General features: G+C 46.5%; 22 protein-coding genes. 3 read left to right on the top strand and 19 right to left on the bottom strand.

What is annotated here, in order from left to right:
- The first annotated feature begins 42 nt into the window (after positions 1–42).
- The gene (gene pabB, locus L5M71_RS04110; RefSeq protein WP_263205371.1) at positions 43–1,455 is read left to right on the top strand and encodes an aminodeoxychorismate synthase component I; all 1,413 of its coding nucleotides are present in this window, start codon (positions 43–45) and stop codon (positions 1,453–1,455) included.
- A 31-nt stretch (positions 1,456–1,486) separates the two neighbouring features.
- Positions 1,487–2,074 carry a CoA pyrophosphatase gene (locus L5M71_RS04105; protein ID WP_219250489.1) on the top strand — a complete coding sequence of 196 codons (588 nt, stop codon included), beginning with the start codon at positions 1,487–1,489 and terminating at the stop codon, positions 2,072–2,074.
- A gap of 67 nt (positions 2,075–2,141) precedes the next feature.
- On the opposite strand, the gene L5M71_RS04100 is transcribed toward L5M71_RS04105, so the two are convergent.
- A complete protein-coding gene (locus tag L5M71_RS04100; RefSeq protein ID WP_113939548.1) occupies positions 2,142–2,477 on the bottom strand; it encodes a hypothetical protein in 336 nt (111 codons plus the stop codon).
- A 150-nt stretch (positions 2,478–2,627) separates the two neighbouring features.
- Between L5M71_RS04100 and asnS the strand changes: the two genes are divergently transcribed.
- A complete protein-coding gene (asnS, locus tag L5M71_RS04095; protein WP_105252305.1) occupies positions 2,628–4,028 on the top strand; it encodes an asparagine--tRNA ligase in 1,401 nt (466 codons plus the stop codon).
- A gap of 126 nt (positions 4,029–4,154) precedes the next feature.
- Here asnS and L5M71_RS04090 read toward each other — a convergent pair whose 3' ends face one another.
- From L5M71_RS04090 to L5M71_RS23100, 18 genes are all read right to left on the bottom strand, one after another.
- Positions 4,155–4,526 carry a DUF1801 domain-containing protein gene (locus L5M71_RS04090; protein ID WP_263205375.1) on the bottom strand — a complete coding sequence of 124 codons (372 nt, stop codon included), beginning with the start codon at positions 4,524–4,526 and terminating at the stop codon, positions 4,155–4,157.
- A 204-nt stretch (positions 4,527–4,730) separates the two neighbouring features.
- Positions 4,731–5,318, bottom strand: a complete 588-nt coding sequence (locus tag L5M71_RS04085) for a cytochrome c3 family protein (protein ID WP_263205377.1) — start codon at positions 5,316–5,318, stop codon at positions 4,731–4,733.
- Positions 5,319–5,326: 8 nt separating this feature from the next.
- Positions 5,327–5,812 (bottom strand): nitrate reductase cytochrome c-type subunit, encoded by a 486-nt coding sequence (locus L5M71_RS04080; RefSeq protein ID WP_106650358.1) that lies wholly within the window; start codon positions 5,810–5,812, stop codon positions 5,327–5,329.
- A gap of 10 nt (positions 5,813–5,822) precedes the next feature.
- Positions 5,823–8,312: a nitrate reductase catalytic subunit NapA gene (napA, locus tag L5M71_RS04075; RefSeq protein WP_063882885.1), complete on the bottom strand. Its 2,490-nt coding sequence runs from the start codon at positions 8,310–8,312 to the stop codon at positions 5,823–5,825.
- Between the two features lie 2 nt (positions 8,313–8,314).
- Positions 8,315–8,572 carry a chaperone NapD gene (locus L5M71_RS04070; protein ID WP_006086429.1) on the bottom strand — a complete coding sequence of 86 codons (258 nt, stop codon included), beginning with the start codon at positions 8,570–8,572 and terminating at the stop codon, positions 8,315–8,317.
- A gap of 43 nt (positions 8,573–8,615) precedes the next feature.
- Positions 8,616–8,774 carry a nitrate reductase gene (locus tag L5M71_RS04065; protein WP_028760147.1) on the bottom strand — a complete coding sequence of 53 codons (159 nt, stop codon included), beginning with the start codon at positions 8,772–8,774 and terminating at the stop codon, positions 8,616–8,618.
- 604 nt (positions 8,775–9,378) lie between these two features.
- Positions 9,379–13,254 (bottom strand): ATP-dependent RNA helicase HrpA, encoded by a 3,876-nt coding sequence (gene hrpA / locus L5M71_RS04060; RefSeq protein WP_411569127.1) that lies wholly within the window; start codon positions 13,252–13,254, stop codon positions 9,379–9,381.
- Between the two features lie 122 nt (positions 13,255–13,376).
- Positions 13,377–13,793: a CBS domain-containing protein gene (locus L5M71_RS04055; RefSeq protein ID WP_028760149.1), complete on the bottom strand. Its 417-nt coding sequence runs from the start codon at positions 13,791–13,793 to the stop codon at positions 13,377–13,379.
- A 301-nt stretch (positions 13,794–14,094) separates the two neighbouring features.
- Complete coding sequence (locus tag L5M71_RS04050) at positions 14,095–14,778, bottom strand: response regulator (protein WP_028760150.1); 684 nt, start codon at positions 14,776–14,778, stop codon at positions 14,095–14,097.
- Between the two features lie 49 nt (positions 14,779–14,827).
- On the bottom strand, positions 14,828–17,488 hold the full coding sequence (locus tag L5M71_RS04045; protein ID WP_263205385.1) for a sensor histidine kinase: 2,661 nt from the start codon (positions 17,486–17,488) through the stop codon (positions 14,828–14,830).
- Positions 17,489–17,490: 2 nt separating this feature from the next.
- The gene (locus L5M71_RS04040) at positions 17,491–18,243 is read right to left on the bottom strand and encodes a TorF family putative porin (protein ID WP_263181853.1); all 753 of its coding nucleotides are present in this window, start codon (positions 18,241–18,243) and stop codon (positions 17,491–17,493) included.
- A 34-nt stretch (positions 18,244–18,277) separates the two neighbouring features.
- On the bottom strand, positions 18,278–18,877 hold the full coding sequence (gene kdpC, locus L5M71_RS04035) for a potassium-transporting ATPase subunit KdpC (protein WP_263205387.1): 600 nt from the start codon (positions 18,875–18,877) through the stop codon (positions 18,278–18,280).
- A gap of 9 nt (positions 18,878–18,886) precedes the next feature.
- Positions 18,887–20,905: a potassium-transporting ATPase subunit KdpB gene (gene kdpB / locus L5M71_RS04030; protein ID WP_131525163.1), complete on the bottom strand. Its 2,019-nt coding sequence runs from the start codon at positions 20,903–20,905 to the stop codon at positions 18,887–18,889.
- Positions 20,906–20,907: 2 nt separating this feature from the next.
- Entirely contained in the window at positions 20,908–22,632 is a 1,725-nt protein-coding gene (kdpA, locus tag L5M71_RS04025; protein WP_131525162.1) for a potassium-transporting ATPase subunit KdpA, read from the bottom strand.
- A gap of 8 nt (positions 22,633–22,640) precedes the next feature.
- Positions 22,641–22,721 carry a potassium-transporting ATPase subunit F gene (locus tag L5M71_RS23105; protein WP_105252297.1) on the bottom strand — a complete coding sequence of 27 codons (81 nt, stop codon included), beginning with the start codon at positions 22,719–22,721 and terminating at the stop codon, positions 22,641–22,643.
- Between the two features lie 224 nt (positions 22,722–22,945).
- Positions 22,946–23,944 (bottom strand): FAD:protein FMN transferase, encoded by a 999-nt coding sequence (locus L5M71_RS04020; RefSeq protein WP_263205389.1) that lies wholly within the window; start codon positions 23,942–23,944, stop codon positions 22,946–22,948.
- A 52-nt stretch (positions 23,945–23,996) separates the two neighbouring features.
- Positions 23,997–25,478: a TrkH family potassium uptake protein gene (locus L5M71_RS04015; protein ID WP_263205391.1), complete on the bottom strand. Its 1,482-nt coding sequence runs from the start codon at positions 25,476–25,478 to the stop codon at positions 23,997–23,999.
- A gap of 12 nt (positions 25,479–25,490) precedes the next feature.
- Complete coding sequence (locus L5M71_RS23100) at positions 25,491–25,850, bottom strand: DUF4118 domain-containing protein (RefSeq protein WP_411569162.1); 360 nt, start codon at positions 25,848–25,850, stop codon at positions 25,491–25,493.
- Between the last annotated feature and the right edge of the window lie 112 nt (positions 25,851–25,962).

Raw genomic sequence — 25,962 nt, 5'->3', positions numbered from 1 at the left:
ACATCTTTTTGGGCTACATCACATTTTGAATAGGGTTAATCGATGGCAATTAGGGCGTCAAAACAGCTTGCATCACGCCAACTTGACTGGACATTAAGTACCGCAGCACTGTTCGAACACTTTGCAAATGACACTTGGGCTATTCTGTTAGATTCGGCGAACGCGCCGCATCAAGACGCCAGATTCGACATCATTTGCGCCAATCCTATCGCAACGTTAGTGACTCAGGGCGAACGTAGCGATATAAAGCTCATCGATACGAGCTTGAGCTTACCCGAGGCAATAGACCCAAACCGTGATCCCTTCGAGTTACTCAACACTTTATTAACCCATTGGTATTCAAAATCTTTTGATTGCGTTCTGCCCTTTAGTGGTGGCGCAATGGGCAGTTTTAGCTACGATTTAGGCCGCAGAATTGAATCCCTGCCGATAACGGCCAAGCAAGATATTCAACTGCCAGAGATGAACATCGGCTTTTACGACTGGGCGTTAGTTTTTGATTACCAAGCCCAGTGTTGGCATTTACTGCATTATTTAGGTGAAGCAGCACTCGATATTGAATTGAATAAAATTCAAGATAAAATCACCAAAAAGCCAAATTCCGCCGCATTCATGCTCACTAGCCCATGGGCAGCACAAATCGATAAAGCCCAATACACGGCAAAATTTGCAGCAGTTCAAGCCTATTTACACAGCGGTGATTGCTATCAAATAAATTTAACCCAAAGATTCGAAGCCCATTATCAAGGCGATGAATGGTCAGCCTATAGCCAACTGCGCAATGCCAATAAAGCACCCTTCTCGGCCTTTATGCGTCTGCCGCAAAACACGATTTTATCGATTTCACCTGAGCGCTTTATTCAGCTTCGCGGTGACGATATTCAAACCAAACCTATCAAAGGCACGTTGCCGCGTCATACCGATCCCGCATTGGATGTGAAAGCCGCCAATACACTGGCAAACTCACCAAAGGATCGCGCCGAAAATGTCATGATTGTCGATTTACTGCGTAATGATATCGGCAAAGTGGCGGCAGCAGGCTCGGTACGTGTACCGCATCTATTTGAGATTGAAAGTTTTCCTGCCGTGCATCACTTAGTCAGTACGGTGACTGCCAAGCTTGATAGCCGATTCACGGCGAGTGATTTACTGCGCGCGGCGTTTCCCGGCGGCTCAATTACCGGCGCACCGAAAATTCGTGCCATGGAAATTATCGAAGAGCTCGAACCTTCACGGCGCAGCCTTTATTGTGGATCTATGGGTTATATCAGCCAAGACGGCCAAATGGATACCAGTATTACCATTCGCACTATTGTGGCTGAGCAAGGGAAACTCTATTGCTGGGCGGGCGGCGGCATAGTGGCGGATTCACAAGTGAATGCTGAATACCAAGAAACCTTTGATAAGATCAGCCGTATTTTACCTTTGCTTGGCGCTGCGTCACAAAAGCCGTAAGCTTTAATACTAAACAGTCACGAGAACGTCGATGGATCAAGCGGAATTTAGACTCAGATTTAATCTGCACCCTTTAGCGCTGCAAGATCCGGCGGCCTTCCCTCACCTTGGACTGCGCAAAGCTGCGGTGTTGATCCCGCTGCAGGATATCAACGGTGAACTGAATCTAATTTTGACCCAAAGACCGATGCACCTTCGCGCTCATCCGGGGCAGATCAGTTTCCCCGGCGGTAAAATTGAGCCCTATGATATTGATGCGATTGCGGCCGCGTTAAGGGAAGCAGAAGAGGAAATTGGACTCTCAAGGCATAACGTCGACGTGGTGGGCACGTTTCCAGCCCACAATACCTTCACAGGGTTTGAAATCACCCCTGTGATTGGCATTATCAAGCAGGCATTTGATTTAAAACTCGATCCCGGTGAGGTAGCCGATTGCTTTACCGTGCCATTAAGCTTTTTTATTGAACCGAATAATCGCCACCAAAAACGCTTTTTACGCCAAGGGCGCTATTACAGCGTGCATTTTATTCCCTATCAACAACGGTTTATCTGGGGTGCGACTGCCGCGATTATCGACCATCTGTGCCGCCAATTAAGTATTCCTGCCGATATCCTCTGACTTCACTTGCCATTGCTAAACCGTTAAAAAGCCAAACTGTTAAATTAGCCAAACAATGATGACTAGCTTAAACCACCAAGTGGATATACAAACCAGCGACAATAGAGGTTAACAGCAACATGGGAATATTAAACCAATAACCCATACGACTGTGATGGGCGACATAATAGTTAAACGCTAAACTGACCAAACTAATACCGCCACAAACCCAAATCAAATACTGCAATAATTGGGTTTCATGTGGATCCCAATGGACTCTAAATGTCGCACCACGGGTCAAATAGGCCCCAACTTCACGGTCTGGCCTTGCATCACTAAACACTAATAGCGCATAGACGGCTATTGCCCAGCCTAAAATGGATAAGGTCGCAAGGATAATTTGAAATATTCTAGTCTTGCTCATACCGCCTCCCGCCGTTTAACTCACTATATCGCTCAATATCGATATTATTAACCTCAGGATACCTTTTTCAGCTTGAGAAAAGCCACCAGCAAGGTAATATAAACCTCCAAAATTTTCATATAAAACGTTTCGTTGGAGAATTAAGCAACAATGAGCATTGCATCTGTCGCATCTGTATTTAAAGGTGAGCACGCCGTCGGTTCTAAAGTCACAGTGCGTGGCTGGGTCAGAACCCGTCGTGACTCTAAAGCCGGCATCTCTTTTTTAGCTGTTTATGACGGCTCTTGCTTTAATCCTATCCAAGGCGTCGTGCCCAATAGCTTAGATAATTACGACAACGAAGTGTTAAAGCTGACTGCGGGTTGTTCTGTTGTGATGACAGGCGACGTGGTGGAATCTCCAGGCGCAGGCCAAGCATTTGAACTGCAAGTGACTGAACTTGAAGTCGCTGGCTGGGTTGATGATCCAGACACTTACCCAATGGCCGCTAAGCGTCACTCAATTGAACATTTACGCGAATTAGCCCACTTACGCCCACGTACTAACATTATTGGTGCCGTTGCTCGCGTACGTAACTGTCTATCCCAAGCGATTCACCGCTTCTACCACGAAGAAGGCTTTATTTGGGTATCGACCCCACTTATCACAGCATCTGATTGCGAAGGCGCCGGTGAGATGTTCCGCGTATCGACCTTAGATATGGAAAACCTGCCGCGTACTGAAGCGGGTAAAGTCGATTACGATAAAGATTTCTTCGGTAAAGAAGCTTTCCTGACCGTATCAGGCCAATTGAATGCTGAAACCTACGCCTGTGCACTGTCAAAAGTGTATACCTTTGGCCCGACTTTCCGTGCTGAAAACTCAAACACCAGCCGCCACTTAGCGGAATTCTGGATGGTTGAGCCTGAAGTGGCCTTCGCTAACTTAAACGACATCGCAGGCCTTGCCGAAGCTATGTTGAAATACGCGTTCAATGCCGTATTGACTGAGCGTATGGACGATTTAACCTTCTTCGCCCAACACGTTGATAAGACTGTGATCGACCGTCTGCAATCTTTCGTTTCAAGCGATTTTGCTCAAGTGGATTACACGGATGCGGTTGAAATTCTGCAAAACTGTGGCAGAACCTTCGAGTTCCCTGTGTCTTGGGGTATCGATTTATCTTCTGAGCATGAGCGTTACTTAGCCGAAGAACACTTCAAAGCCCCTGTGGTAGTGAAAAACTATCCAAAAGATATCAAGGCCTTCTACATGCGCTTAAACGATGACGGTAAAACCGTTGCCGCAATGGACGTGTTAGCCCCAGGTATCGGTGAGATCATCGGTGGCTCTCAACGTGAAGAGCGTTTAGACGTGCTAGATATGCGTCTAGCCGAAATGGATCTGAACCAAGAAGATTACTGGTGGTACCGTGATATGCGCCGTTATGGCACAGTGCCACATGCAGGTTTTGGTCTAGGGTTTGAGCGTTTAGTGTCTTACGTGACGGGCGTGAACAACATTCGTGATGTGATCCCTTTCCCACGTGCACCGCGCACTGCGAACTTCTAATCTCCCTTAACTTGGGACTACATAGCTAAGACATCTCTATTAAGCCTTAGCAAAACGAAAGGAGCTGAATATTCAGCTCCTTTTTTTGTTCGTCCGTTTTAGTCACATCATGCGGCTAAACAACCATTAATCCGCCAGACTCAACGCCTGCGCAATATATTCCGCGACTCGCTTGGCAGCAATATCATCGATTGCCACCAACTTAATATGGCGACGAAATTTGCCACTGCCTTCGAGTACCTGATGAGGATCGCTCAGATTCGCGCCTAAGCTAAACTCCAATGAAACATGCTGTTTATAGGCAAACACACCACCAAAACTGGCTTTGGTGCTAAAGAGTATACCGCCGTATTTAACGGCTTCAGTAATGGCCAGCGACGATGTGGTAGCGGCAGTTTTGACCTCCTGTCGCACCCCCTGCACTATTTCAAACAGACTAGGGCTGGTACATAAAATATCTTCTAACAGTTTTTCAAGTTGCGGTTGCTCTTCCATCATGATCTCTTCACCTCTCATACAAGCAAGACTATCCCAGCCCGATTGTAGCGCGCTAATCGGACTGAATAACACCCAGTTGAAGCATCCATCCAAGAAATAAGTGGCGTGCAAATAAAAAGGCCAAGCGTGGAGTACGCTTGACCTTTTGCTGGAGTTGTCCAACTTAGCAAGGCTAAGTCACACGGATAAACACTGCGCCCTAGATTAAAACCCCTTCACACCGGCCATATCAGGGAGATGGTGAGCAATCCCCTTGTGGCAGTCGATACAGGTCTTTTCGCCGCTCGCCAGTGACGTTGAGTGCATCTGTGACGCTCTAGGTGACTGGCGGGTAAAATCCATATAAGTGAAGTTATGGCAATTACGGCACTCGAGCGAGTCATTGGCTTTTAATCTTTCCCATTCATGCTCAGCTAACTCACGCCGTTTACTTTCAAACTTTTCTCGGGTGTTAATCGTGCCGAAAACCTTCCCCCACACTTCCTTAGATGCCTGCATCTTACGGGCGATCTTATCTGTCCAGTTATGTGGTACATGGCAATCTGGGCAGGTTGCCCGCACACCACTGCGGTTAGTGAAATGAATCGTTGTCTGTAACTCTTGATAGACGTTATTTTCCATCTCATGGCAACCGATACAGAAGGCTTCCTTGTTGGTAGCTTCAAGGGCAGTGTTAAAGCCGCCCCAGAAAATCACCCCAGCCACAAAGCCACCTAAGGTCAAAAAACCTAAACTGTAATGCACACTCGGACGATTGAGTACCTGCCAGATTTTTTTCAGTTTATCTAACATGCTAACTCCTAGTGTTTTTTCTGCTCAGTGTTGGTTTTGATCAGATGTTCCATGTCTACAAAGTCGTTTTCGACCAGTAATTTGGCATCTAACTGCGGCACATGGCACTGAGTACAGAAATATCGACGCGGCGATAATTCGGCTAAGAAGTTATTATCCCTGTCCATATAGTGCGTGACACTGACCATAGGCGCTTGGGAATCCCCGATGCGACTGCGAGCATGACAGGCCATACACTTATTCACTTTAAGATCGAGCTGATAGCCGTCAATTTTGTGCGGGATCACGGGTGGCTGCATGGGATAGTTACGCACTTCCTTCACATCGGTATTACGCACGTTTTGCATCGCTGGCGGCGTCGGCTCGACATTGATAGGCGCTTGGCGCAGGGTATCAATTTTATCTTCGGGAATACTGGCGGCAGATACACTTGTCATCATTAATGCGCCAAAGGCCAGTAAACCGATCGCTGAAACTAATTTTAGGGTTTTCATCGTGTTCTCCTTAAACCTTGACGATCTTCACCGCACATTTTTTAAAGTCAGTTTGTTTTGACAAGGGATCTGTCGCATCTAAAGTGACTTTATTAATGAGCTGGCTAGCATCAAACCAAGGCACAAACACTAAGCCCACAGGCGGTTTATTACGGCCACGGGTTTCAACTCGGGTCTTAATTTCACCCCGTCGTGACACCACACGAATTTCGTCACCGCGGCGCAGACCGCGTTTCTTGGCATCTTCGGGATGCATAAAACACACAGCATCAGGGAAAGCACGATAAAGCTCAGGCACACGTTGGGTCATAGAACCCGAATGCCAATGTTCCAGCACTCGGCCCGTCGATAACCAGATATCGTATTCTTCGTCTGGCGACTCGGCGGCGGGCTCATAGGGCAGCGCAAAAATCACCGCACGGCCATCGGGATGACCATAAAACTCAAAGCCCTTACCTGCTTTAACATAAGGATCGCTCCCCTCACGGAAACGCCACTTGGTTTCCTTGCCATCGACCACAGGCCAACGCAGACCATGGGCCTCGTGATAAGCATCAAATGGTGCTAAGTCGTGGCCATGACCGCGTCCAAAGGAGGCGTATTCTTCAAACAGGCCTTTTTGCACATAGAAACCAAAGTGTTTAGCTTCATCGTTCAGATACTTAGGATCCGCATCCGTCAATGGGAACTTATCAACATTGCCGTTTTGGTACAGAACTTCGAATAGGGTTTTGCCCTTAAACTCTGGATTAGCAGCTAACACATCTTTTGGCCACACTTCATCTGTGGTGAAACGTTTCGCAAACTCCATCAGCTGCCACAGATCCGAATGCGACTCACCCGGCGCTTGCACCATTTGATGCCAGAACTGAGTACGGCGCTCGGCATTACCGTAAGCCCCCTCTTTCTCAACCCACATAGCAGTGGGCAAGATCAAATCGGCGGCTTGAGTGGTAACTGTGGGATAAGCATCTGATACCACGATAAAGTTGGCAGGGTTACGGTAACCCGGTAGCCCTTCTTCGTTGATGTTCGGCCCCGCCTGCATATTGTTGTTCACTTGCACCCAATAGCAGTTCAAGTCACCGTCTTTTAGGCGGCGATTTTGCTCGACAGCATGATAACCGGGTTTAGGTGGAATAATGCCGCTTGGAATTTTCCACGTTTCTTCAGCGTGTTTTCTGTGCTCGGGATTGGTCACCACCATGTCCGCAGGTAAACGGTGAGAGAAAGTCCCGACTTCACGGGCCGTGCCACAGGCCGATGGCTGACCCGTCAAAGAGAACGGACTGTTGCCAGGGGTAGAAATCTTACCTGTTAATAAATGGATGTTGTAAATCAGGTTGTTACACCACACACCACGGGTATGTTGGTTAAAGCCCATGGTCCAGAATGACGTCACTTTCGTATTAGGATCAGCATACAGCTTCGCCAGTTCGATCAGTTTATCTTCTGGCACGCCAGACAGTTTACTGACTTTCTCGACTGTGTATTCGGCAACAAAGGCTTTGAAGGCTTCAAAATCGATTGGCGTTGAGTCCCCCGCCGTTTTGACGTTTTTGGCTTTCTGTTCAAGCGGATGAGTCGGACGTAAACCGTAGCCGATATCAGTCGTGCCTTGGCGGAAATTTACGTGTTTCTTCACGAAATCCCAGTTCACTTTATCGTTTTGAATAATATAGTTAGCAATAAAGTTCAACATGGCCAAATCGGTTTGCGGAGTGAACACTATCGGTAAATCTGCCAGATCGAAGGAGCGATGTTGGAAAGTCGATAACACGGCCACTTTGACATGAGGTTCACTCAAGCGTCTGTCGGTCACGCGGCTCCACAGGATCGGGTGCATTTCGGCCATGTTCGAGCCCCAAAGCACAAACGCATCGGCGGCTTCCATATCGTCATAGCAGCCCATTGGCTCATCGATACCGAAAGTGCGCATAAAACCGACCACGGCCGACGCCATACAATGACGCGCATTAGGGTCGATATTGTTAGAGCCAAAGCCCGCCTTCATCAACTTAACGGCGGCGTAACCTTCCCACACTGTCCATTGGCCCGAACCAAACATGCCCACAGCGGTTGGGCCCTTGGCTTTAATGGTCTCTTTCCATTTTTGCGCCATGATATCGAAGGCGCTGTCCCAGCTTATCGGCGAAAACTCGCCGTGCTTGTCGTATTTGCCATCGGTCATTCGCAGCATGGGCGTGGTTAAGCGATCGCTGCCATACATGATTTTCGATAGGAAATAACCCTTGATACAGTTAAGTCCACGGTTCACTTCACTGTTGGCATCGCCATGGGTGGCCACCACTTTGCCGTCGCGAGTGGCGACAATCACAGAGCAGCCCGTACCACAGAAACGGCATGGAGCCTTGTTCCACTCTAATTTGGTTTGTTCTGAGCTGGTTATCAGGTTACTTGCGCCAGCGGGCAAGGCTAAACCTGCGGCCCCTGCAGCGGCAATCACGGCATTGGCCTTAATAAAATCACGTCTGTTCATATTCATTCTTCACCCTCTTCGAGCGTTTCACTCTGGTGGTAAACCATAGTGGCGGATAACACACCCGGAATGGCATTGATCGCTTCTATGCAGTCCATCAAGGCGCGCTGAGTCTCACCTTCGATAACCACGACCAATTTCACTTCGTTGTTGACGGAAAGTTCGGCATTTTCAATGGTCATGATCTCTTGTCTAACATCTGCCATTTTCTGCGGTAAGACCTGCACCACTAAACTGGTGATATGGAGTTCTTTGCTCATCCGACATTCCACTCTTATTTTTAACTATTTGATGATGTTACGTTTAACCAGCGCCCGGTGGACCCGTCAAAATTTGGCTGAACCAAATAGCAAAGCCCAGACCACTGACCAGTAGTACGGACAATAACGGTGCGAGAAACACGGTTAAAAAGATAAAGATTTTCAGTTCTAAGGATTTTTCTTCTGCGGTGCTAGCACTCATGCATCCTCCAAGAGGTGTGTTCCTGCCACTTTGAATGCGCTGCAAAAAATCGCCAGCGGCAGGTTTTATGTATATCTATTGCATCTTTGGATCACGAAGCGATCATACCTTTTAGTTGTTAACAAAATGTATACCTCCAAATTGGTAAAGCGGATGATGCTTGATCCAGATCATCAATTTGATGTGAGTATTCGTCAGATCTCAGTTTTTAAACGTTTTTTACAATTACAAATTAGATGATTGAATTGATTTTATGATTAATAAACGACTGAAATGGATAAATCACTACGAGAAAACAACAGAAAACCCGCCAAAAAAACCTGAGTATTCATAAAGGAGTAGGCAGTAGAAAGGTGTAAAAACATGCGAGATAACGACTTGATCCCAAAAGAAAGATATTCGGCATAAAAGCATCGCTGCCACCCAAAAAAGCGCTCATTTTATGGCGCATCACTGGAGGTATATCGCGTGAGCAGAGTAAGCATAGGGAAAATAAAAAACCGAGAAAATAGTTAGTTTTCTCGGTTTATTTAGTCATTTTTTGATCGCGTTATTGTTACATCAATCGGACAAAGGCGCTCAGCTCAACCTTTACATCAGTCCATTAAACCTGTTGAATATGATTCAAAATGCGCTTTTCAGATATCGGATACGCCGTGCCTAGCACCTGCGCAAAACAGGAAACACGGTACTCTTCAATCATCCAGCGTGTCTCGATTAATGCAGGTGGTGTCGGCATAGCACGTGGCACTTTCGCCAGTTGTGCGTTCAATGCTTCCTGTACCTTGTTAATGCTCTGCATATGCAAACGGTCACGGGTCGGATCAACGGGCAACTTCTCGACACGGATTTCAATCGCTTTTAAGTAACGCGCCACATCGGCTAACCGATTCCAACCACAGGATTCGACAAACCCTTTAAACACTAACTTGTCTAATTGGCTTTGAATATCACTCATAGCAAAGGCAATATCTAAGCTAATTTTGCCCTTAAGACGCTTTTTAATGCTCTGGTACAAGGTCAAAATCTGCTCAACCTTCAAGGCGATTTGCTCGGCGGTCGGGTTGAGTTCTTGGCGAACCCAATCCTTTGCCTGCTCAAATTGGGCTTGATTACGCACATCGAGGGCTTTTTCATCCAACAATTGCTGCACAGCGGCGGCAATAATGTCATCAATTAAGATTTGTACTTGACCGAAGGGATTGAAATACATCGCCAATTTCGCCTTATTCGGCAAAGCTTGCTGTAAGTGTTTCACCGGTGATGGAATGTTTAGCAGCAATAACCGTCGCAGACCTTGGCGATGGGCATCTAAGGCCTCAAATTCATCATCAAATAATTTGATCGCAACACTGTCTTTTTTATCGATCAGCGCCGGAAACGCCCGCACTTGGTAATTGCCTTTTTGCTGCTGATATTGCTGCGGCAAATCGCCAAAGGACCACTCAGTTAACGCTTCTTGCTCTATACCTTTATCCGCGACCTGACGAATGGCCTTCGCCACCACGCCCTGCAACTCGGCTTTTAAGGTATCGAGCACACGACCTTCGGCCACTAAGTTGTGTTTATCGTCTTCGATTTTAAAGTTTATCTGCAAATGCGCGGGCAGTTGCGTTAAATCAAAATCCTCCGGCGAGATACGCGTGCCACTCATGCGCAGCAATTGCTTGCACATAGCTTCAAGCAAACTGGCACTAAAAGGCACCATGGCCTGCACACAAGCGCGGGCATAGTCAGGCGCGGGCACAAAGTTACGTCGTAAACTCTTAGGCAGAGATTTGATCAATGCGATGCACTTTTCTTCCCTTAGCCCAGCCACTAGCCAATCAAAATCGCTATCGTCGATTTGATTAAGTAGCGCCACCGGAATGTGCACCGACACACCATCATCCGCCGCCGCGGGTTCAAAGTGATAACTTAGCTGCAGGCGCAAATTGCCCTTGTGCCACGTATCGGGAAAATCTAAGGTCGAAATATGGTCGGCATTGCGCTGCATTAACAGTGCTTTGCTGAAATCGAGTAAATCCGGTTGCTCGCGCTTGGCTTTTTTCCACCAGCTAAAAAACAGCTGGGCGTTGTAAATCCCTTCCGGGATCCGCGGCTCGTAAAAGTCCACTAACACTTGCTCGTCCACCAAAATATCGCGGCGACGGGATTTATGCTCGAGGGATTCAATGTCTTCGAGCAGCTTTTGGTTAGCGACAAAAAACGCTTCTTGGGTCTGTAACTGCCCTTCTGCCAAAGCGCTGCGGATAAAAATCTCACGCGCTTCAACAGGATCGATGGGGCCGTATTGCACTTTGCGGCGGTGCACGACCGTCAAACCGTAGAGCACTTGATTCTCAAAGGCGATAACACTGCCAGGTTTTGCCTCAAAATGGGGCTCCACATAGCTTTTCTTGATCAAATGCGCCGCTAAGGGCTCTAGCCATTCGGGTTCGATTTTGGCGCAGCAGCGAGCGAATAAGCGTGAGGTTTCAGTAAGCTCAGCCGCCATGATCCACTTAGGGCCTTTTTTGGCCAGTGGCGAACCTGGGAATACAAAGAATTTACGATTACGCGCACCTAAGTACTCGTTATTGTTATCTTTAAAACCCACATGGCTCAATAAGCCCGATAAGAGCGCACGGTGCAAGCTGTCGTAATTGGCTGGTGTATCGTTTAAGCGCCACTTTAAATCGTGCACGGCTTGCTTAAGCTGGGCGTATAAATCCTGCCACTCGCGCACGCGCAAATAGGCTAAATATTCATCGCGGCACTTTTTACGGAACTGACTAGCAGATAACTCTTTTTGTTGATCTTTTAAGTGCTGCCACAGGTTTATCCAACTGACGAAATCGGAACTGGGATCGGCAAAACGGCGATGGGCTTCATCACTGGCTTGCTTCTTCTCCATCGGACGCTCGCGGGGATCTTGAATCGATAAGCCCGCGGCAATCACTAGCACTTCGTTCAAACAACCTAACTGCTGACTCTCGACCACCATACGCGCCAAACGCGGATCCACAGGAATTTGCGCCAAGTTGCGCCCAAGTGGTGTCAGCACTAGCTTGCCGTGTTTGCTCTCAACCGCTTGTAATTCTTCGAGCAGCAAGAAACCATCACGGATATGGCGTGGATCGGGTGGCTCGATAAAGGGGAAACCGGCGATATCACCTAGGCCGATGGCCAGCATCTGCAAAATGACCGAAGCCAAGTTAGTGCGCAAGATTTCGGGATCGGTAAACGCCGGACGATTATTAAAATCCGCCTCATCGTACAAACGAATACAAATACCCGGCCCTACACGTCCACAACGGCCTTGGCGCTGATTAGCGCTCGCCTGCGAGATAGGTTCAATCGGTAAGCGTTGCACCTTAGTGCGATAGCTATAGCGGCTAATGCGCGCCGTACCTGGGTCAATAACGTAGCGAATGCCAGGCACAGTCAGCGAGGTTTCCGCCACGTTGGTCGCTAATACAATCCGCCGACCTCTGTGACTACTGAAAACTTTAGACTGCTCACCGTAGGATAAACGCGCATACAACGGCAAAATTTCGGTATCGCGGTAATTACGCCGACTCAATTGCTCGGCCGTATCGCGAATTTCCCGCTCGCCGTTCATAAAGATCAGAATGTCGCCCAGCCCTTCGGCCACCAACTCATCGACAGCGGCAAAAATGCCTTCGATTTGATCTAAATCGGCATCGCTATCTTGCACTAAGGGTCGGTAACGGGTTTCGACCGGAAAGGTACGGCCCGACACTTCGATAATAGGTGCATTGTTGAAATGCTTAGAAAAACGCTCAACATCTATGGTCGCCGACGTGATAATAACTTTGAGATCGGGGCGTCTTTTGAGAATTTGTTTGAGGTAGCCCAGAATAAAATCGATGTTGAGGCTGCGCTCGTGGGCCTCATCTATGATGATGGTATCGTATTGATCGAGATTGCGATCGGAGGTTAATTCCGCCAGTAAAATACCGTCGGTCATCAACTTGATATAAGAGTCACTCTTAAGCGCATCGGCAAAACGCACTTTAAAGCCAACCACTTCACCGAGCGGACTTTGTAATTCTTCTGCGACTCGACTCGCCACGCTGCGGGCAGCCAAACGTCTTGGCTGGGTGTGGCCTATCATGCCACGGCAACCTAAGCCCAGTTCCAAACAGATTTTAGGTAACTGAGTCGTTTTACCCGAGCCCGTTTCACCGGCGATGATCACCACTTGATTGCCCGCAATCGCGCGTGCAATATCATCGCGCATCAAGGAAACGGGCAGGTTTTCAGGATAGTGGATTTTAGGCCGAGCGTTACGACGCTGCTCAACCTTCTCAAACGCCGCCTGCGCTTGCTCGCTCAGCTGAGCTAAGACTTGGGTCTTTTTATCTGAGTCGGCTTCTTTATTGAGCTTAAATAAACGACGACGGATCCGCGACGCGTCGCTCTGATAACAAAGATTAAGAAAGGCGTTCGATAGCGGATGTTTGTCTGAGTTCAAATCCAAATTCCATTGCTAGCATCAAAAACGGCGATCCTAGCAAGGAAAGTGGCGTAATGGTATTGCTAATTTACTCTGCACTCAGTATATGGCGTGTCAGTTTCGCACTGGCTCGACTTAGATTAAACCGGTGACAGATAACATTGTTGCATATAGATATTCATGGCTTTGAGCACATTGGTGCGATTAATCGTGCCAATTACTTTGCCATGTTCAACCACTGGATACACTTTAGGTTTAGGCCCTAGCATTTGTTCGGCGAGCTGCAAAATACTGTCATCTGGCCCAACGAACAGCACTTCAGTGCGCATGCAATCCTTCACCACTGAGGTCATATCACAGTGATAGCTACTTTTAATCATCACAGCCAAACAATCCTGCTGGGATAAAAAGCCCACCAAATCGCCCGTATCATCAACCACTGCTGCGCCCATTTTATTATTATCTAACAACTTTTCGACCGCAGTTGCGAGCGACATATTAGCGCGCAGCAACACGGGCTGACGATCCATATGGTCGCGGATTTTAATTAAGTCCATAGTCTTTCCCTCGAATTAACCCTACGTTTGTAGTCTAGTCAAAATATCGACAAGAATGTGCGATTTATATCGATTGGGCTTATCTAGTGCATAAACCCTATGTCAACAAGAGCTAACAGGACAAAAATAGCGTCAACAAAGGCAGCCAGAAATAGCGACTTAGAGTTAACTGAAGCGAGCACTACAAACTGAAATCAGGCAAGTATCTGATTGAGCTTCAATGATGGCAGGTAATGCCATCCGTCTTCGGTGATCATTTTACTTGTCATTCCAACGCGTTTTAATTCGCTATTGATACAAGCTATAAGTCGATATAAAAGCGATAGCCTACACCGGGCTCAGTCCGCACATACTGAGGTTCACTCGGGGAATCGCCTAATTTTTGCCTTAAGTGACTGACCACAATTCGTAGATAATGTGTGTCTTCTGTATGAGCGGGCCCCCAAATCTCTTTGAGCAACTGAGTCTGAGTGACAACGCAGTTAGGTGACGACGCCAATTTAGACAATACTGCGTATTCCTTGGGTGTGAGTTCGACAATTTGATGATCAACTTTAACCAGCCTGCGACTTAAATCAATCTGCAACTTGCCGTCATCTAATATGGGTAATTTTTCAGGTTTGATATGGTCCCTTAAAATCGCTCGCACCCTTGCCAGTAACTCTTCCACACTAAAGGGTTTGGTCACATAATCCTGCGCGCCTGCATCTAATGCTGCGACTTTTTCTTTATCTTGATTGCGAACCGACAATACAATCACAGCAACATCGGACCATCCCCGTAACTCCTGTAGCACTTGATGGCCTTCCATATCCGGCAAGCCTAAATCCAAAATAACTAATTCAGGTTGCTGTCGAGCGACAGCTGCGAGCCCTTGCTGACCATTTTCAGCTTCGGTAACGTCATAGCCCTCACTGGTGAGTGCAATCCGCAGCATGCGGCGTATTTGGGTCTCATCATCGATAACCACGATTTTTATTGCCACGTCTCTAGTCCATTCTGTGGTTTATTAAGGATATTTTGGCTAAAAATGATTAGCCAGGAACGGGATAGTCTAACGGCAATTCAACTTCAAAACGAGTGCCTTGCCCCTGTAGGCAATCGGTAACGCGAACACTACCGCCGTGTGCAGCTATCATGCCTTTACAAATAGCCAGCCCCATACCTGTATTCTGTTTTTTCTGATCGCCATCGGCAACCACATAAAACATATCGAAAATTTGATCCCTATGGCTGGCGGGAATCCCCGGCCCTCTGTCTTCAATGGCAATACAGCAACGGTGATTAGAAATGGTCAATTCAATACAAATAGGCTCTTCTGGTGGTGAAAATCGAACGGCATTCTCTAGAATGTTAAATAATCCTTGTTCGATCAGCGCCGCATGCACAAATAGGAGTGGGGGCTCTTTTTCTCTGTGATATTCAACGATTGCGTTAGGGAAATAACGTTTAAGCCTGCCAAGTACGCTGCCAATAATGTCATCTGCCGAAACCCAATCACGCTCTATGCTCAAAGTGCCATGACCCAGGCGTGTCATATCGAGTAGATTTTGGATATAGCTGTCCAAGCGACGGCTTTCTTGCAAAATAGTATCAAGTAGCTCGTTACGGTCGGCCTCTAGCAATTGTTTGTTCAATAGTTTTAAGCTCTCCGCTGCCCCCATCATGGCTGAGAGTGGTGATTTTAGATCATGAGACACTGACGATAATAATGCGGAACGTAACTGCTCAATTTCTGTTTTCACCCGTGCTGATTCAAGATCGGACACTAACTGAATACGACGCCATGTATTAGCGCCTTGCTGTAACATGGCCAGAATAAGCTCTCTATCAAACGGACTGAGTTCGTTGACCGTGGGTTGCCAATCTAAAATCGCCGCGCCAATCGTCGTACCTTCTAGTTCAATGGGGAACACACTCACACCCGATGCGCTCAAGGTATCGCTCAAACGCCCCGCCGCTTGTCCATGGCGCAAGGTCCAATCGATTGCGGCTAAATCAAGGTCGTTAAATGGCGTATTCAGCAGCGGTAAATAGGATCGCTGACCATCTTTACGCTGCAAAACAATATAACAATCGGCATTCACTGAACCAGCAATCTTGCGCCCTATCGTTTGCCAAAGGGCTTTTTCATCATCGGCGACCGATAATTCTTGGGCAACATCTTTTAAGGTTTCAGCATAACGATTTGACTCGCGCAGTAAAATAAACTGATTTCGGATCCGAGATGCCGCCGGTCCACTGATAAGCCCTATACACATCAAAAAGATTAAAGTGGCAATATCATCCTGACTATTTACATTCATAGTAAATTTGGGATCAGTAAGAAAGAAATTAAAGCTGAAAAAAGACCACACCGCAGTTGCCATGGCAGGCCTAGCGCCATAGGTTAAGCCAATGCTGACAATCAAGAAAACATATAACAACACCAGATTGCCATTACTGAGCCAAGTATCTAAAAATGCCACCAGCGGAAAAATAACCACCACACCAATCAGCCCAAGAATATGGCCTCGAAGATCACCAAAACTGGCTTTAGGCGTAATGGGATCTCGTACTTGCATTTGGTTTTCGGGTGCGTGATAGACACTCACTTCAACAGGTAAACCAGACTCAATCAAACGTTGGTACAGCCTTTTACGCCACCAAGGATAGGTGCGTTTCACACCCGCGCCGACTAATACTGTGTTAATTCGATGCAGGGCTATGTAAGGTAAAATGGCCTGATAACTGCTCGTATCGCGTAATACTTCGGTCTGCGCGCCAAGTTCCTTCGCTAAGGCAAAGGCCTCATTTAGCCTTTTCCGCTGATAAAGGCCCAGCGCTTTGCCGGTATCGACCCAAAGCACTAACCAAGGAATTTGCCGCCGCTCGGCAATCTGCCGACCTATGCGGATCAAATACTGATGATCACTGCTGTTACTCACTAAAACCAACAATCTGTCTTTGAGAACAAAATCTGTTCCCTGTGCTTTGGCATCGAGTTCACAAATCAGTTTTGCATCGACTCGCTCTATGACTTTTTTCATTGCCAATTCGCGCAGTGCCGTCAAGTTCGAGACCGAAAAAAAAGCATCTAAAGCCGAACGAGCATACTCTGGCAGATAAACTTTGCCTTGCTGTAAGCGTTCGATGAGTGTTGATGGCGGTAAATCGACAAATATAATTTCATGGGCTTCATCAAGGAAGAGATCGGGGACGGTTTCCCGTACCCGTACTTGAGTAATTTGCAAAACCAGATCATTCAAACTGACCAAATGTTGGATATTGACTGTGGTATAGACATCAATGCCCGCAGCTAATAATTCTGCGACGTCTTGATAGCGCCGTTTATGGCGACTACCGGGGACATTCGTGTGGGCCAACTCATCGACTAAGATAAGCTTAGGCCGACGAAGCAGCGCCGCATCCAAATCGAATTCCGTTAAACGATTATGATGATAATCAATGGGTTTACGTGCCAATACCTCAAAACCCGCTACCATGGCCTCGGTATCGGCACGCCCATGGGTTTCCACCAGTCCAACCAGCAAATCGACACCTTGCTGGGCCATTTCCCTTGCCGCACTGAGCATTGCATAGGTCTTGCCCACGCCAGGTGCCGCCCCAAGAAAAACCGTCAGTTTACCTTTATCATTTTGCTGTATCTGACTTAAGAGCGCATTGGCTTGCTGTGTTTGACTGATTGGTACCACGATTAGAAACTCCTTGAAAGACTCACTATCCAGCGCGCATCACACAGGGACTGGCACTGACTCTGCGATAAATCCGTATCGACATAACCGACACTCAACACATCCTGCTCAGTCATATTGAGGTTCAGCCCAACTCGCCAATCTAAATAGTGGCTATTGCTTGCGGCCATAGAACCTAAAAACAGTGCCATATCTTGCTGAGAAGCAAAAAAATTGCTCCCAAGATGCAGTACTAGACTTACATTAGAGAACAGTTGCGGCTCATAACTGGCATAAACATACTGAAAATCGTCCACATTCTCGCCAAAATAATCAGGAGAATAAACCAGCCCTAACTTAGCATCGGCGTAGCTTACCACAGCATAAATTTCGTTATAACTCAGGTCGGTATCGTCCTGAGAGTATTGGTAACGTATCACGCCTAGGTCCGTTGTTAAGCCATTATCCCAATCTTTAGCCCAGCCAGCGGACAAGTCGAGTTCTAAACTTCCATCCCCAAATTCGATGTTACTGCCCCAAAGCGAGCCATACCAGCCAGAATCATGGCTTAGGGTATACCCTGCTTGAACTGCAGGTCCTTCATCAGTTTGAGAAATACCGCGAAACGCATAATCACTGATGAGCATCACACTCCCTTGGCTCTGCCAAGAGGCATTGCCCCCATGAGTCTCAGTGCTGGCAAGCGCGCCCATAGAAAGTGAAGATAACGCCATCATCACACCCGCACAGAGGCGTGAACAATTAATATGTAACATAAAAATTTATCCTTAAATTCAGTAGAATATTGTTTTATTGAGCGTGTTTAGCAATCTGGTCGAGAGCGAGGTTGAGCTTGAGTACATTGACGCGCGCTTGCCCAAAAATGCCCCACTGCGCTGGTTCGATAAATTGCGCCACTAAGGTCAACACTTGTGGTTCGGCTAACTGTCGAGCCTGAGCCACGCGCGCAACTTGCAGTTTGGCCGCTGCGGGTGAAATATGGGGATCCAGTCCCGCGCCCGATGTGGCGAGTAAATCCACAGGGATATCAGCGGCCTGAACGGATTCTCTGGCTTGGATTTCTTGGCTCGTTGCCATCACACGTTCACGTAACGCCGGGTTACTCGGTGCAAGATTACTACCACCTGTCGCCATAGGGTCGTAACCGACAGCGCTCGGCCGACTATAAAAATAGGCTGGATTAACAAAGGGCTGAGCGATGAACTCAGAACCCATAGCGACATTATCCCTGTGGATCACACTGCCCTTAGCTTGTACGGGAAATAAAGCGCCACCGAGCTGAGTCACAGTGCCGGTATAGACAACACCACACACAAATAACAGGGCGAGACTGGCTCTCAATCCCATAACGGCATGCTGGGTTTTAGTGGTATATACGATTGAATTCATTACTGTCTCCTAGAGCATAAGTGCAATGATTGAGTCGAGCGCTTTAATGCCGACAAAGGGTAAAATCACCCCACCTAAGCCATAAATCAGCATGTTATTTCGCAGTAATTTTTCGGCACTTATAGGTCTGAGCTTGATGCCTTTTAATGCCAATGGAATTAAGGCCGGAATGATAAGAGCGTTAAATACGAGCGCTGCGAGTACGGCTGAGGTTGGGCTGTGAAGCTGCATCAGATCCAGTGCACCAATCGCAGGCAAAGCCCCCGCAAATACCGCTGGAATAATGGCAAAATACTTAGCCACATCATTAGAGAGAGAAAATGTAGTCAAGGCGCCGCGGGTGATCAGCAATTGTTTCCCGACTTCAACGATAGCCAGTAATTTAGTGGGATCAGAATCCAAGTCCACCATATTGCCAGCTTCTTTAGCAGCTTGCGTACCCGAGTTCATCGCAAGACCTACATCGGCCTGCGCTAATGCCGGCGCATCGTTAGTGCCATCCCCCACCATAGCCACTAATCGACCTTTGGCCTGCTCTGCGCGAATAAGGGCAAGTTTATCCTCAGGTTTAGCTTCAGCGACAAAATCATCGACCCCAGCTTCGGCGGCAATCACGCCAGCCGTTAGCGGATTATCCCCTGTCACCATGATGGTCCGCACACCGAGCGCTCTTAAACGGGCAAACCGCTCCGCAACGCCTGGCTTAATCACGTCACTTAAGGCTATAACCCCTAAAATGTGCGTGCCACTGGCGACGACTAAGGGAGTCCCCCCCTGCAAAGCCACTTTGCGGATAAGCGCGTTAACAGATTCAGGCCAGTGAATTTGATGCTGCTGCGCCCAAAACTGCATCGCATCGCCAGCGCCTTTAATGCCTTGAATACCATCGGTTAAAATCACCCCAGAAACCCGAGTCTCCGGCGTAAATGGGATAAAAGTTGCATCCGTAGGTTTGACGGGCAATACCGCGCCCAAATCTATGGCCAATTTGAGTACAGATTTCCCTTCAGGGGTGGGGTCATCGAGGGAAGACAGTACCGCCGCATCACGCAACATCTCAGCTGCAATGCCTTTCACGGGTAAAAATGCGGTCGCTTGACGATCACCGAAAGTGATAGTGCCAGTTTTATCCAGCAGTAACGTATCGATATCCCCCGCAACTTCCACGGCTTTACCCGATTTAGCGACCACATTGGCGGCTAAGGCGCGGTTCATGCCTGCAATACCAATGGCGGGTAACAAACCACCAATCGTCGTTGGGATCAAACACACTAACAGCGCAATTAACATAGTGTAATCAAGGCTTGCACCGACGAAACCCGCCATGGGTGGCAAAGTCACCACCACGATAAGGAAAACCGCAGTCAATGATGCAAGTAGCACAGTCAACGCCGTTTCGTTCGGTGTTTTCTGACGCTTCGCCCCTTCGACCAGCCCTATCATACGATCTAAAAAGCTATTCCCAGGATCGTTGGCAACCAGCACGGTAATTTCACCCGTAAGTACCTTAGTGCCGCCAATCACACCGGAATGATCTGTGCCTGCTTCACGCAGCACAGCCGCAGATTCACCGGTAATCGCCGATTCGTTGATAGTGGCTATCCCTTCAATGATTTCACCATCGGCAGGAATATAATCACCCTGTAAAACCTTCACCTTATCGCCTTTGACAAGCAAAGTTGCGGATACTGATTCCAACTCACCGTGGCGTATGCGCCTCGCCTGCAAGGCCTCTTTCGCCGACTTTAAGCTAGCAGCTTGTCCGCGCCCCCTTGCCTCTGCCACGGATTCCGCAAAGTTAGAAAACCACACGGTAAGCAAAAGAATAAGGGTCGTGGCTAGCTCAAAACCAACAGTCTCGCCATTGAAGAACTTTTGTCCTGTGATCAAAGCGGCAAGTAAAGCGCCGACCATCACTACGAACATCACAGGGTTACCAGCCATACTCACTAAGGACATTTTCTTTACAGCACCAAAGGCAGCTTGCTTCACGCCGGCGCTATCTAATATTTGAGCAGGTTTATGCATGACTATTTCTCCAGACTCATAGTGGCAAGTTCTAAAGCTTCGCCAATAGGCCCTAATACCGCCGCAGGTAAGAAAGACAGGAAGTTAATGATTAAAATCACAGCAATAAGGGTGAAACAAAAGGTGGGACTCTCGAGCTTCAAGCTCGCGTTACTGTCGGGGCTCACTCTTTTACTCGACATCATCCCCGCAATCGCCAGCGGTAAAAACAGTGGCAAGTATCGACCAAGCAGTAAGGCGATAACGCAGCTGATATTCCACCAAGGCGTGTTATCACCTAAGCCTTCAAAACCCGAACCGTTATTAGCAAAAGCGGAGGTATATTCATAAAAGACTTGCGAAATCCCATGAAAGCCGGGGTTACTGTTGCCCGTAATACTCGGGATAGCCACAGTGATTGCCGTCAAACCTAAGACGCACAAGGTAGGTAAAACTAATAGACTTCCCAAAAGGGTGATTTCACGGGTTTCGAGCTTACGACCAAATATCTCTGGCGTACGGCCAATCATCAATCCCGATAAGAAAACAGCAATCCACACATAAACGATAAAGTTAACAAAACCGCAGCCAATACCGCCCCATATCGCATTGAGTAACATGCCTGATCGCGTCATCAATCCTCCGATTGGATTGAATGAATCGTGCATGGCATTGACCGAACCGTTAGAGGTTTGTGTGGTAAAAGAAGCCCATAGCGCCGAAAGCTCAGGTCCAAAGCGAACTTCTTTACCCTCCATATTCGGCCCTTGGGCGCTTAATCCCGCAAAGGCAGCGTTGGGTTGCAACTCGCTATACACAGTTGCCCCAAGAAAACTGACACTTAATAAACCCATAGCAACCAGAGCCATCAAGGTAAATTTTTTGCGTCTTAGCATTCCGCCAGCCATAAAGACGACGGCCATAGGGATGAGCACTAAGGCAATGGTCTCGATTGCATTACTGACTGGCGTTGGGTTTTCTAGCGGGTTACTGCTGTTGGGGCCATACCAGCCTCCGCCATTAGTACCTAACTGCTTAATTGCCACCATAGATGCAACGGGGCCAATCGGAACGACCTGCTCAGTGATAGGTGATGCAGAATCTAAGGTGTTCACTTTTTGCGCACCATCAAAACTACTCGGTACGCCTTGCCAAGTCAGTAACAGCGCAACAATAGCGGCTAATGGCAGCATAAGTCTGAGTACACCGCGCACTAGGTCAACATAATAGTTACCCAGATTTCGAGCCTCGCCCTCTTTGGCGCTGTCATTATTCAACCCGCCTAACATTCCCCGCAAAATCGCCACACAAACCGCCAGCGCCATGGCTGGAGTGACAAATTGCAGCGTGACAATGACAAATCCTTGGGATAGATAACTGAGCTGAGCCTGCCCGGAATAGTGCTGTTGATTGGTATTGGTGAGGAATGACACCGCAGTGTGCAAAGCCAGATCCCAAGATAATGGTCCTATGCCATCGGGGTTAAGCGGTAACACATGTTGGAATTTAAGGATAAGAAACGCCAAAATGCCAAGTACCAAGTTGCTGATAAGAAACGCCGCACCATAGGATTTCCATGTCATCCCCGAATGGGCATTTACGCCTATAGCCCGATAAATCCACTTTTCAATGGGATTAAATAAACGATCTGAAAAATGGGACTGACCAGAGAAAACCCCTGTCATATAGGATCCCAACAGCCATGCGAGCCCAAGCGCAGTAGTAAAAATAAGGGTAATTTCAAACATAACGACTCCTAAAACTTATTAGGGGCAAACATTGCCACTGCTAAGTAAATGAAAAGTGCTATGGAAAGTATTAGAAATATCCAGTCCATATAATTTGTCCTTAAGAAAGTGAGTAACAGGACAAATATATGAATTAACCGCGTAAAGTCTCTAGAGTTCAAATGACTAATCCCGTAAAGAATACGTAAAAGTCATCATAATCAGTGGTAAATAAGGCCACAATAAACCATGGCATTAGCTATAAAAGTAAATAAAAATGCCAGCTAGAAATACTAACTGGCATTAACACATGACCAAGCGATGATATTGTAGATTAATTAAGCTCTATGTTTTTCATTTTATTATAGCTATCAGTCTTAATCTCTTTAAGTACACCTTTATTGTCATCAATAAATAATGCTTTTATATCATTCTGATTAGCGACGACTAATCCTTCTTGACTTCCTAAACATAATAGCGCTGTAGACCAAGCATCTGCTCTAGCCGGATCCGTTGCCAATACAGTTACAGATACTGTGTTATGGGTTACGGGTTTACCGGTTCGCGCATCAATAATATGTGAATAGCGCTGCCCTAGATGATCAAAATAATGACGATATGTACCCGATGTCATGATCGCTTGAGGGAAATCAATAAGCAGAACCTTTTGCATTGTTCGCTGTTCGGGCAGCGGTTTTTCAATCGCGATTTTCCAAGCAGAACCGTCGAGCTTACTGCCGTGTACGACCATTTCGCCGCCAATCTCTACCAAATAATTATCGATATTGTATTGCTTTAGCACATCTGCAACTTTGCCTACGCTATATCCCTGTCCAATCGAAGATAAATCAAGATGTACCTCTGGCAAATCTTTAGTTAACATTTGATTATCAATACTTAAATGATGTAAGCCAACATAGGTTAATGTCTGTTGAAGTGCACTTTCTGTAGGAATAGTCAATTGATTATGGGTAAATCCCCACAAATCGAATAATGGTTTAATGGTCAAATCATAACAACCCTCCGTTTTTGAAGTGACCTCCTTAGCTATCCCTATGAGCCCTAAAATATCATCCCCGACCGCCATAGCGGAGTTCATACTGTTAAAACGAGAAATCACTGAATCTGAACGATAAGTAGACATATGAAGATCTATTTCTACCAATTGCCGCTCAATCTCGCGATTTATCTCTGTACTATTTATCTTGTCTTTACTCCAAAATGTCACATGCCAACTCGTCCCCTGCGCAAGGCCTTCTAACTTGGTATAAACTGGCGATTTCTGACACCCTACTAGCATAATGAGTAATATAGATGTTAATAACCATTTCATTTATTGCCCCTCCCAGTCAATTCGACAAATTAACCATAAAATACACTTAAAATTAAAATCGCCAGAATGCCCGTGAGAAAATGATGAGTACAGGAAATATTTCTAATCGCCCAAAAAGCATAGCGACACACATCAGCCATTTAGCCGCATCTTTTAACGTGCCAAATCCAGATGCAGTGTCACCATAACCAATTCCCATATTATTAATGCACGCAGCGACGGTTCCAAAGGCGGTGGCAAAATCATGTCCAATGGCGACCAATCCCCATACAAAAACGCAAGTAAAAAATATGTACAGGAAAAATAATCCCCATACTGAACGAATGACTCTGTCTGAAACGACTTGGCCACTGATCTTTGTCGTTAAAATGGCATTCGGATGAACCAATTGATGAATTTCTCGGATCCCTTGACGGTACAAAAGTAAAAATCTGACAGCTTTAATACCGCCACAAGTAGAACCAAAGCATCCACCAAAAAAGCTCGCACCTAATAATAAAAGCACAATATGACTGGGCCAATTAGGATAACCCGCAGAGCCTAATCCATTGTCCGTCATAACTGAAACCGTTTGAAAAAATCCATGTACCAATGAATCTTTAATATCAAAAGTTTGAGTACGATTCAGCTCTAAACAAGCGATCCCAACAACAATAGATAATATGAGAATAAAAAATCGAACCTCCGCATTATACCAAATAGGCTTGAAGCTTCGTCGAACTAACACTATGTAGTATAAGGCGAAATTGATTGCTGCCAGTATTGAAAATACACCACCCACAAGCTCAATTGCAGCACTGTTATAATATCCTAAGCTGTCACTATGTGTAGAAAACCCACCCAATGAAACGGTAGATAGGCTATGACATATGGCATTAAACCAATTCATTCCTGCAAGTTTATAAGCAACTGCACAACCTAAGGCAAGTACGCTATAAAGCCCCCATAAATTTCGAGCCGTATCCGCAAGGCGAGGCGTCATCTTTTCCTCTTTCATGGGACCTGGCATCTCAGATTGATATAATTTTGCGCCACCAATACCAAGAAATGGCATAATTGCAACAGCCAAAACAATTATCCCTAACCCACCGAGGAAATTAAGCTGTGCTCGATAAAATAAAATCGATTTGGGTAGTTCATCAATATCTGAAAAAATCGAGGCTCCAGTCGTCGTAATGCCAGACACACCTTCAAACATGGCATCGGTTAAACTCAAGTCCAATCGTCTATCAAGAAGAAAAGGTAATGCACTCATTAAGGAAAATATCAGCCAAAATAAACAAGCGACCATGAAGCCATCACGTTTTTGCAGATTTTTATTTTCCTCACTTGTCATCTTCCAACCGACCACACCAATAAAAAGGGAAAGGAGGAATGTGATTAAAAATGGAGTGATATATCCATCTTTATAAAATAATGCAACAGCGATAGGCATCAACATGGTGAAGCTATATATGACAATCAAAAAGCTACATAGATGAATTATGGTATGAAATCGAGAGCTAGATTTCTGTATTCCATTGACTGCAATCATTCCAACTCACCTTTAGACATTTATCGTGAAAGACTTAATGAATAATTTATTAGGTATCATAAAATACGAGCGCTCATGTCCTGTTCTAAAATCATGTGCAATCGATAACAGAGTTAGATTACGAAATAGATCTTCCCCTAATACTCTTTGTTGTCGTCTAAGGTGGATTGCAAGTTGACTTATCGTCGCGACAATGGCTATGACAATAAAAGTGATTAGATTGATAAAAACAGCCACATCTATCATTGGGAGGGAATGATAAGGAGCGTTAAATAAAAAATGAACACGAATAGCTTCAAAAAATGCAGCCATATACGCATATTGAAAACAACATTGAAGTGTAATCATAACGACAACGAGTTGGAGTACAATAATAATGCTTTAGATGACACCTTCCAAGAGGGTAAATACAAGCAAATAGCGAGTAAGCACTCAGAAATAAAGCTCAACCTAACAGAGAGTTTAAAAACACTTAGTTTGTCCA

Source organism: Shewanella sp. SW1 (assembly GCF_025653545.1).
GTDB lineage: Bacteria > Pseudomonadota > Gammaproteobacteria > Enterobacterales > Shewanellaceae > Shewanella > Shewanella oncorhynchi.
The sequence above is the reverse complement of the archived record's forward strand: the minus strand, read 5'-3'. Positions and strand labels throughout refer to the sequence as shown.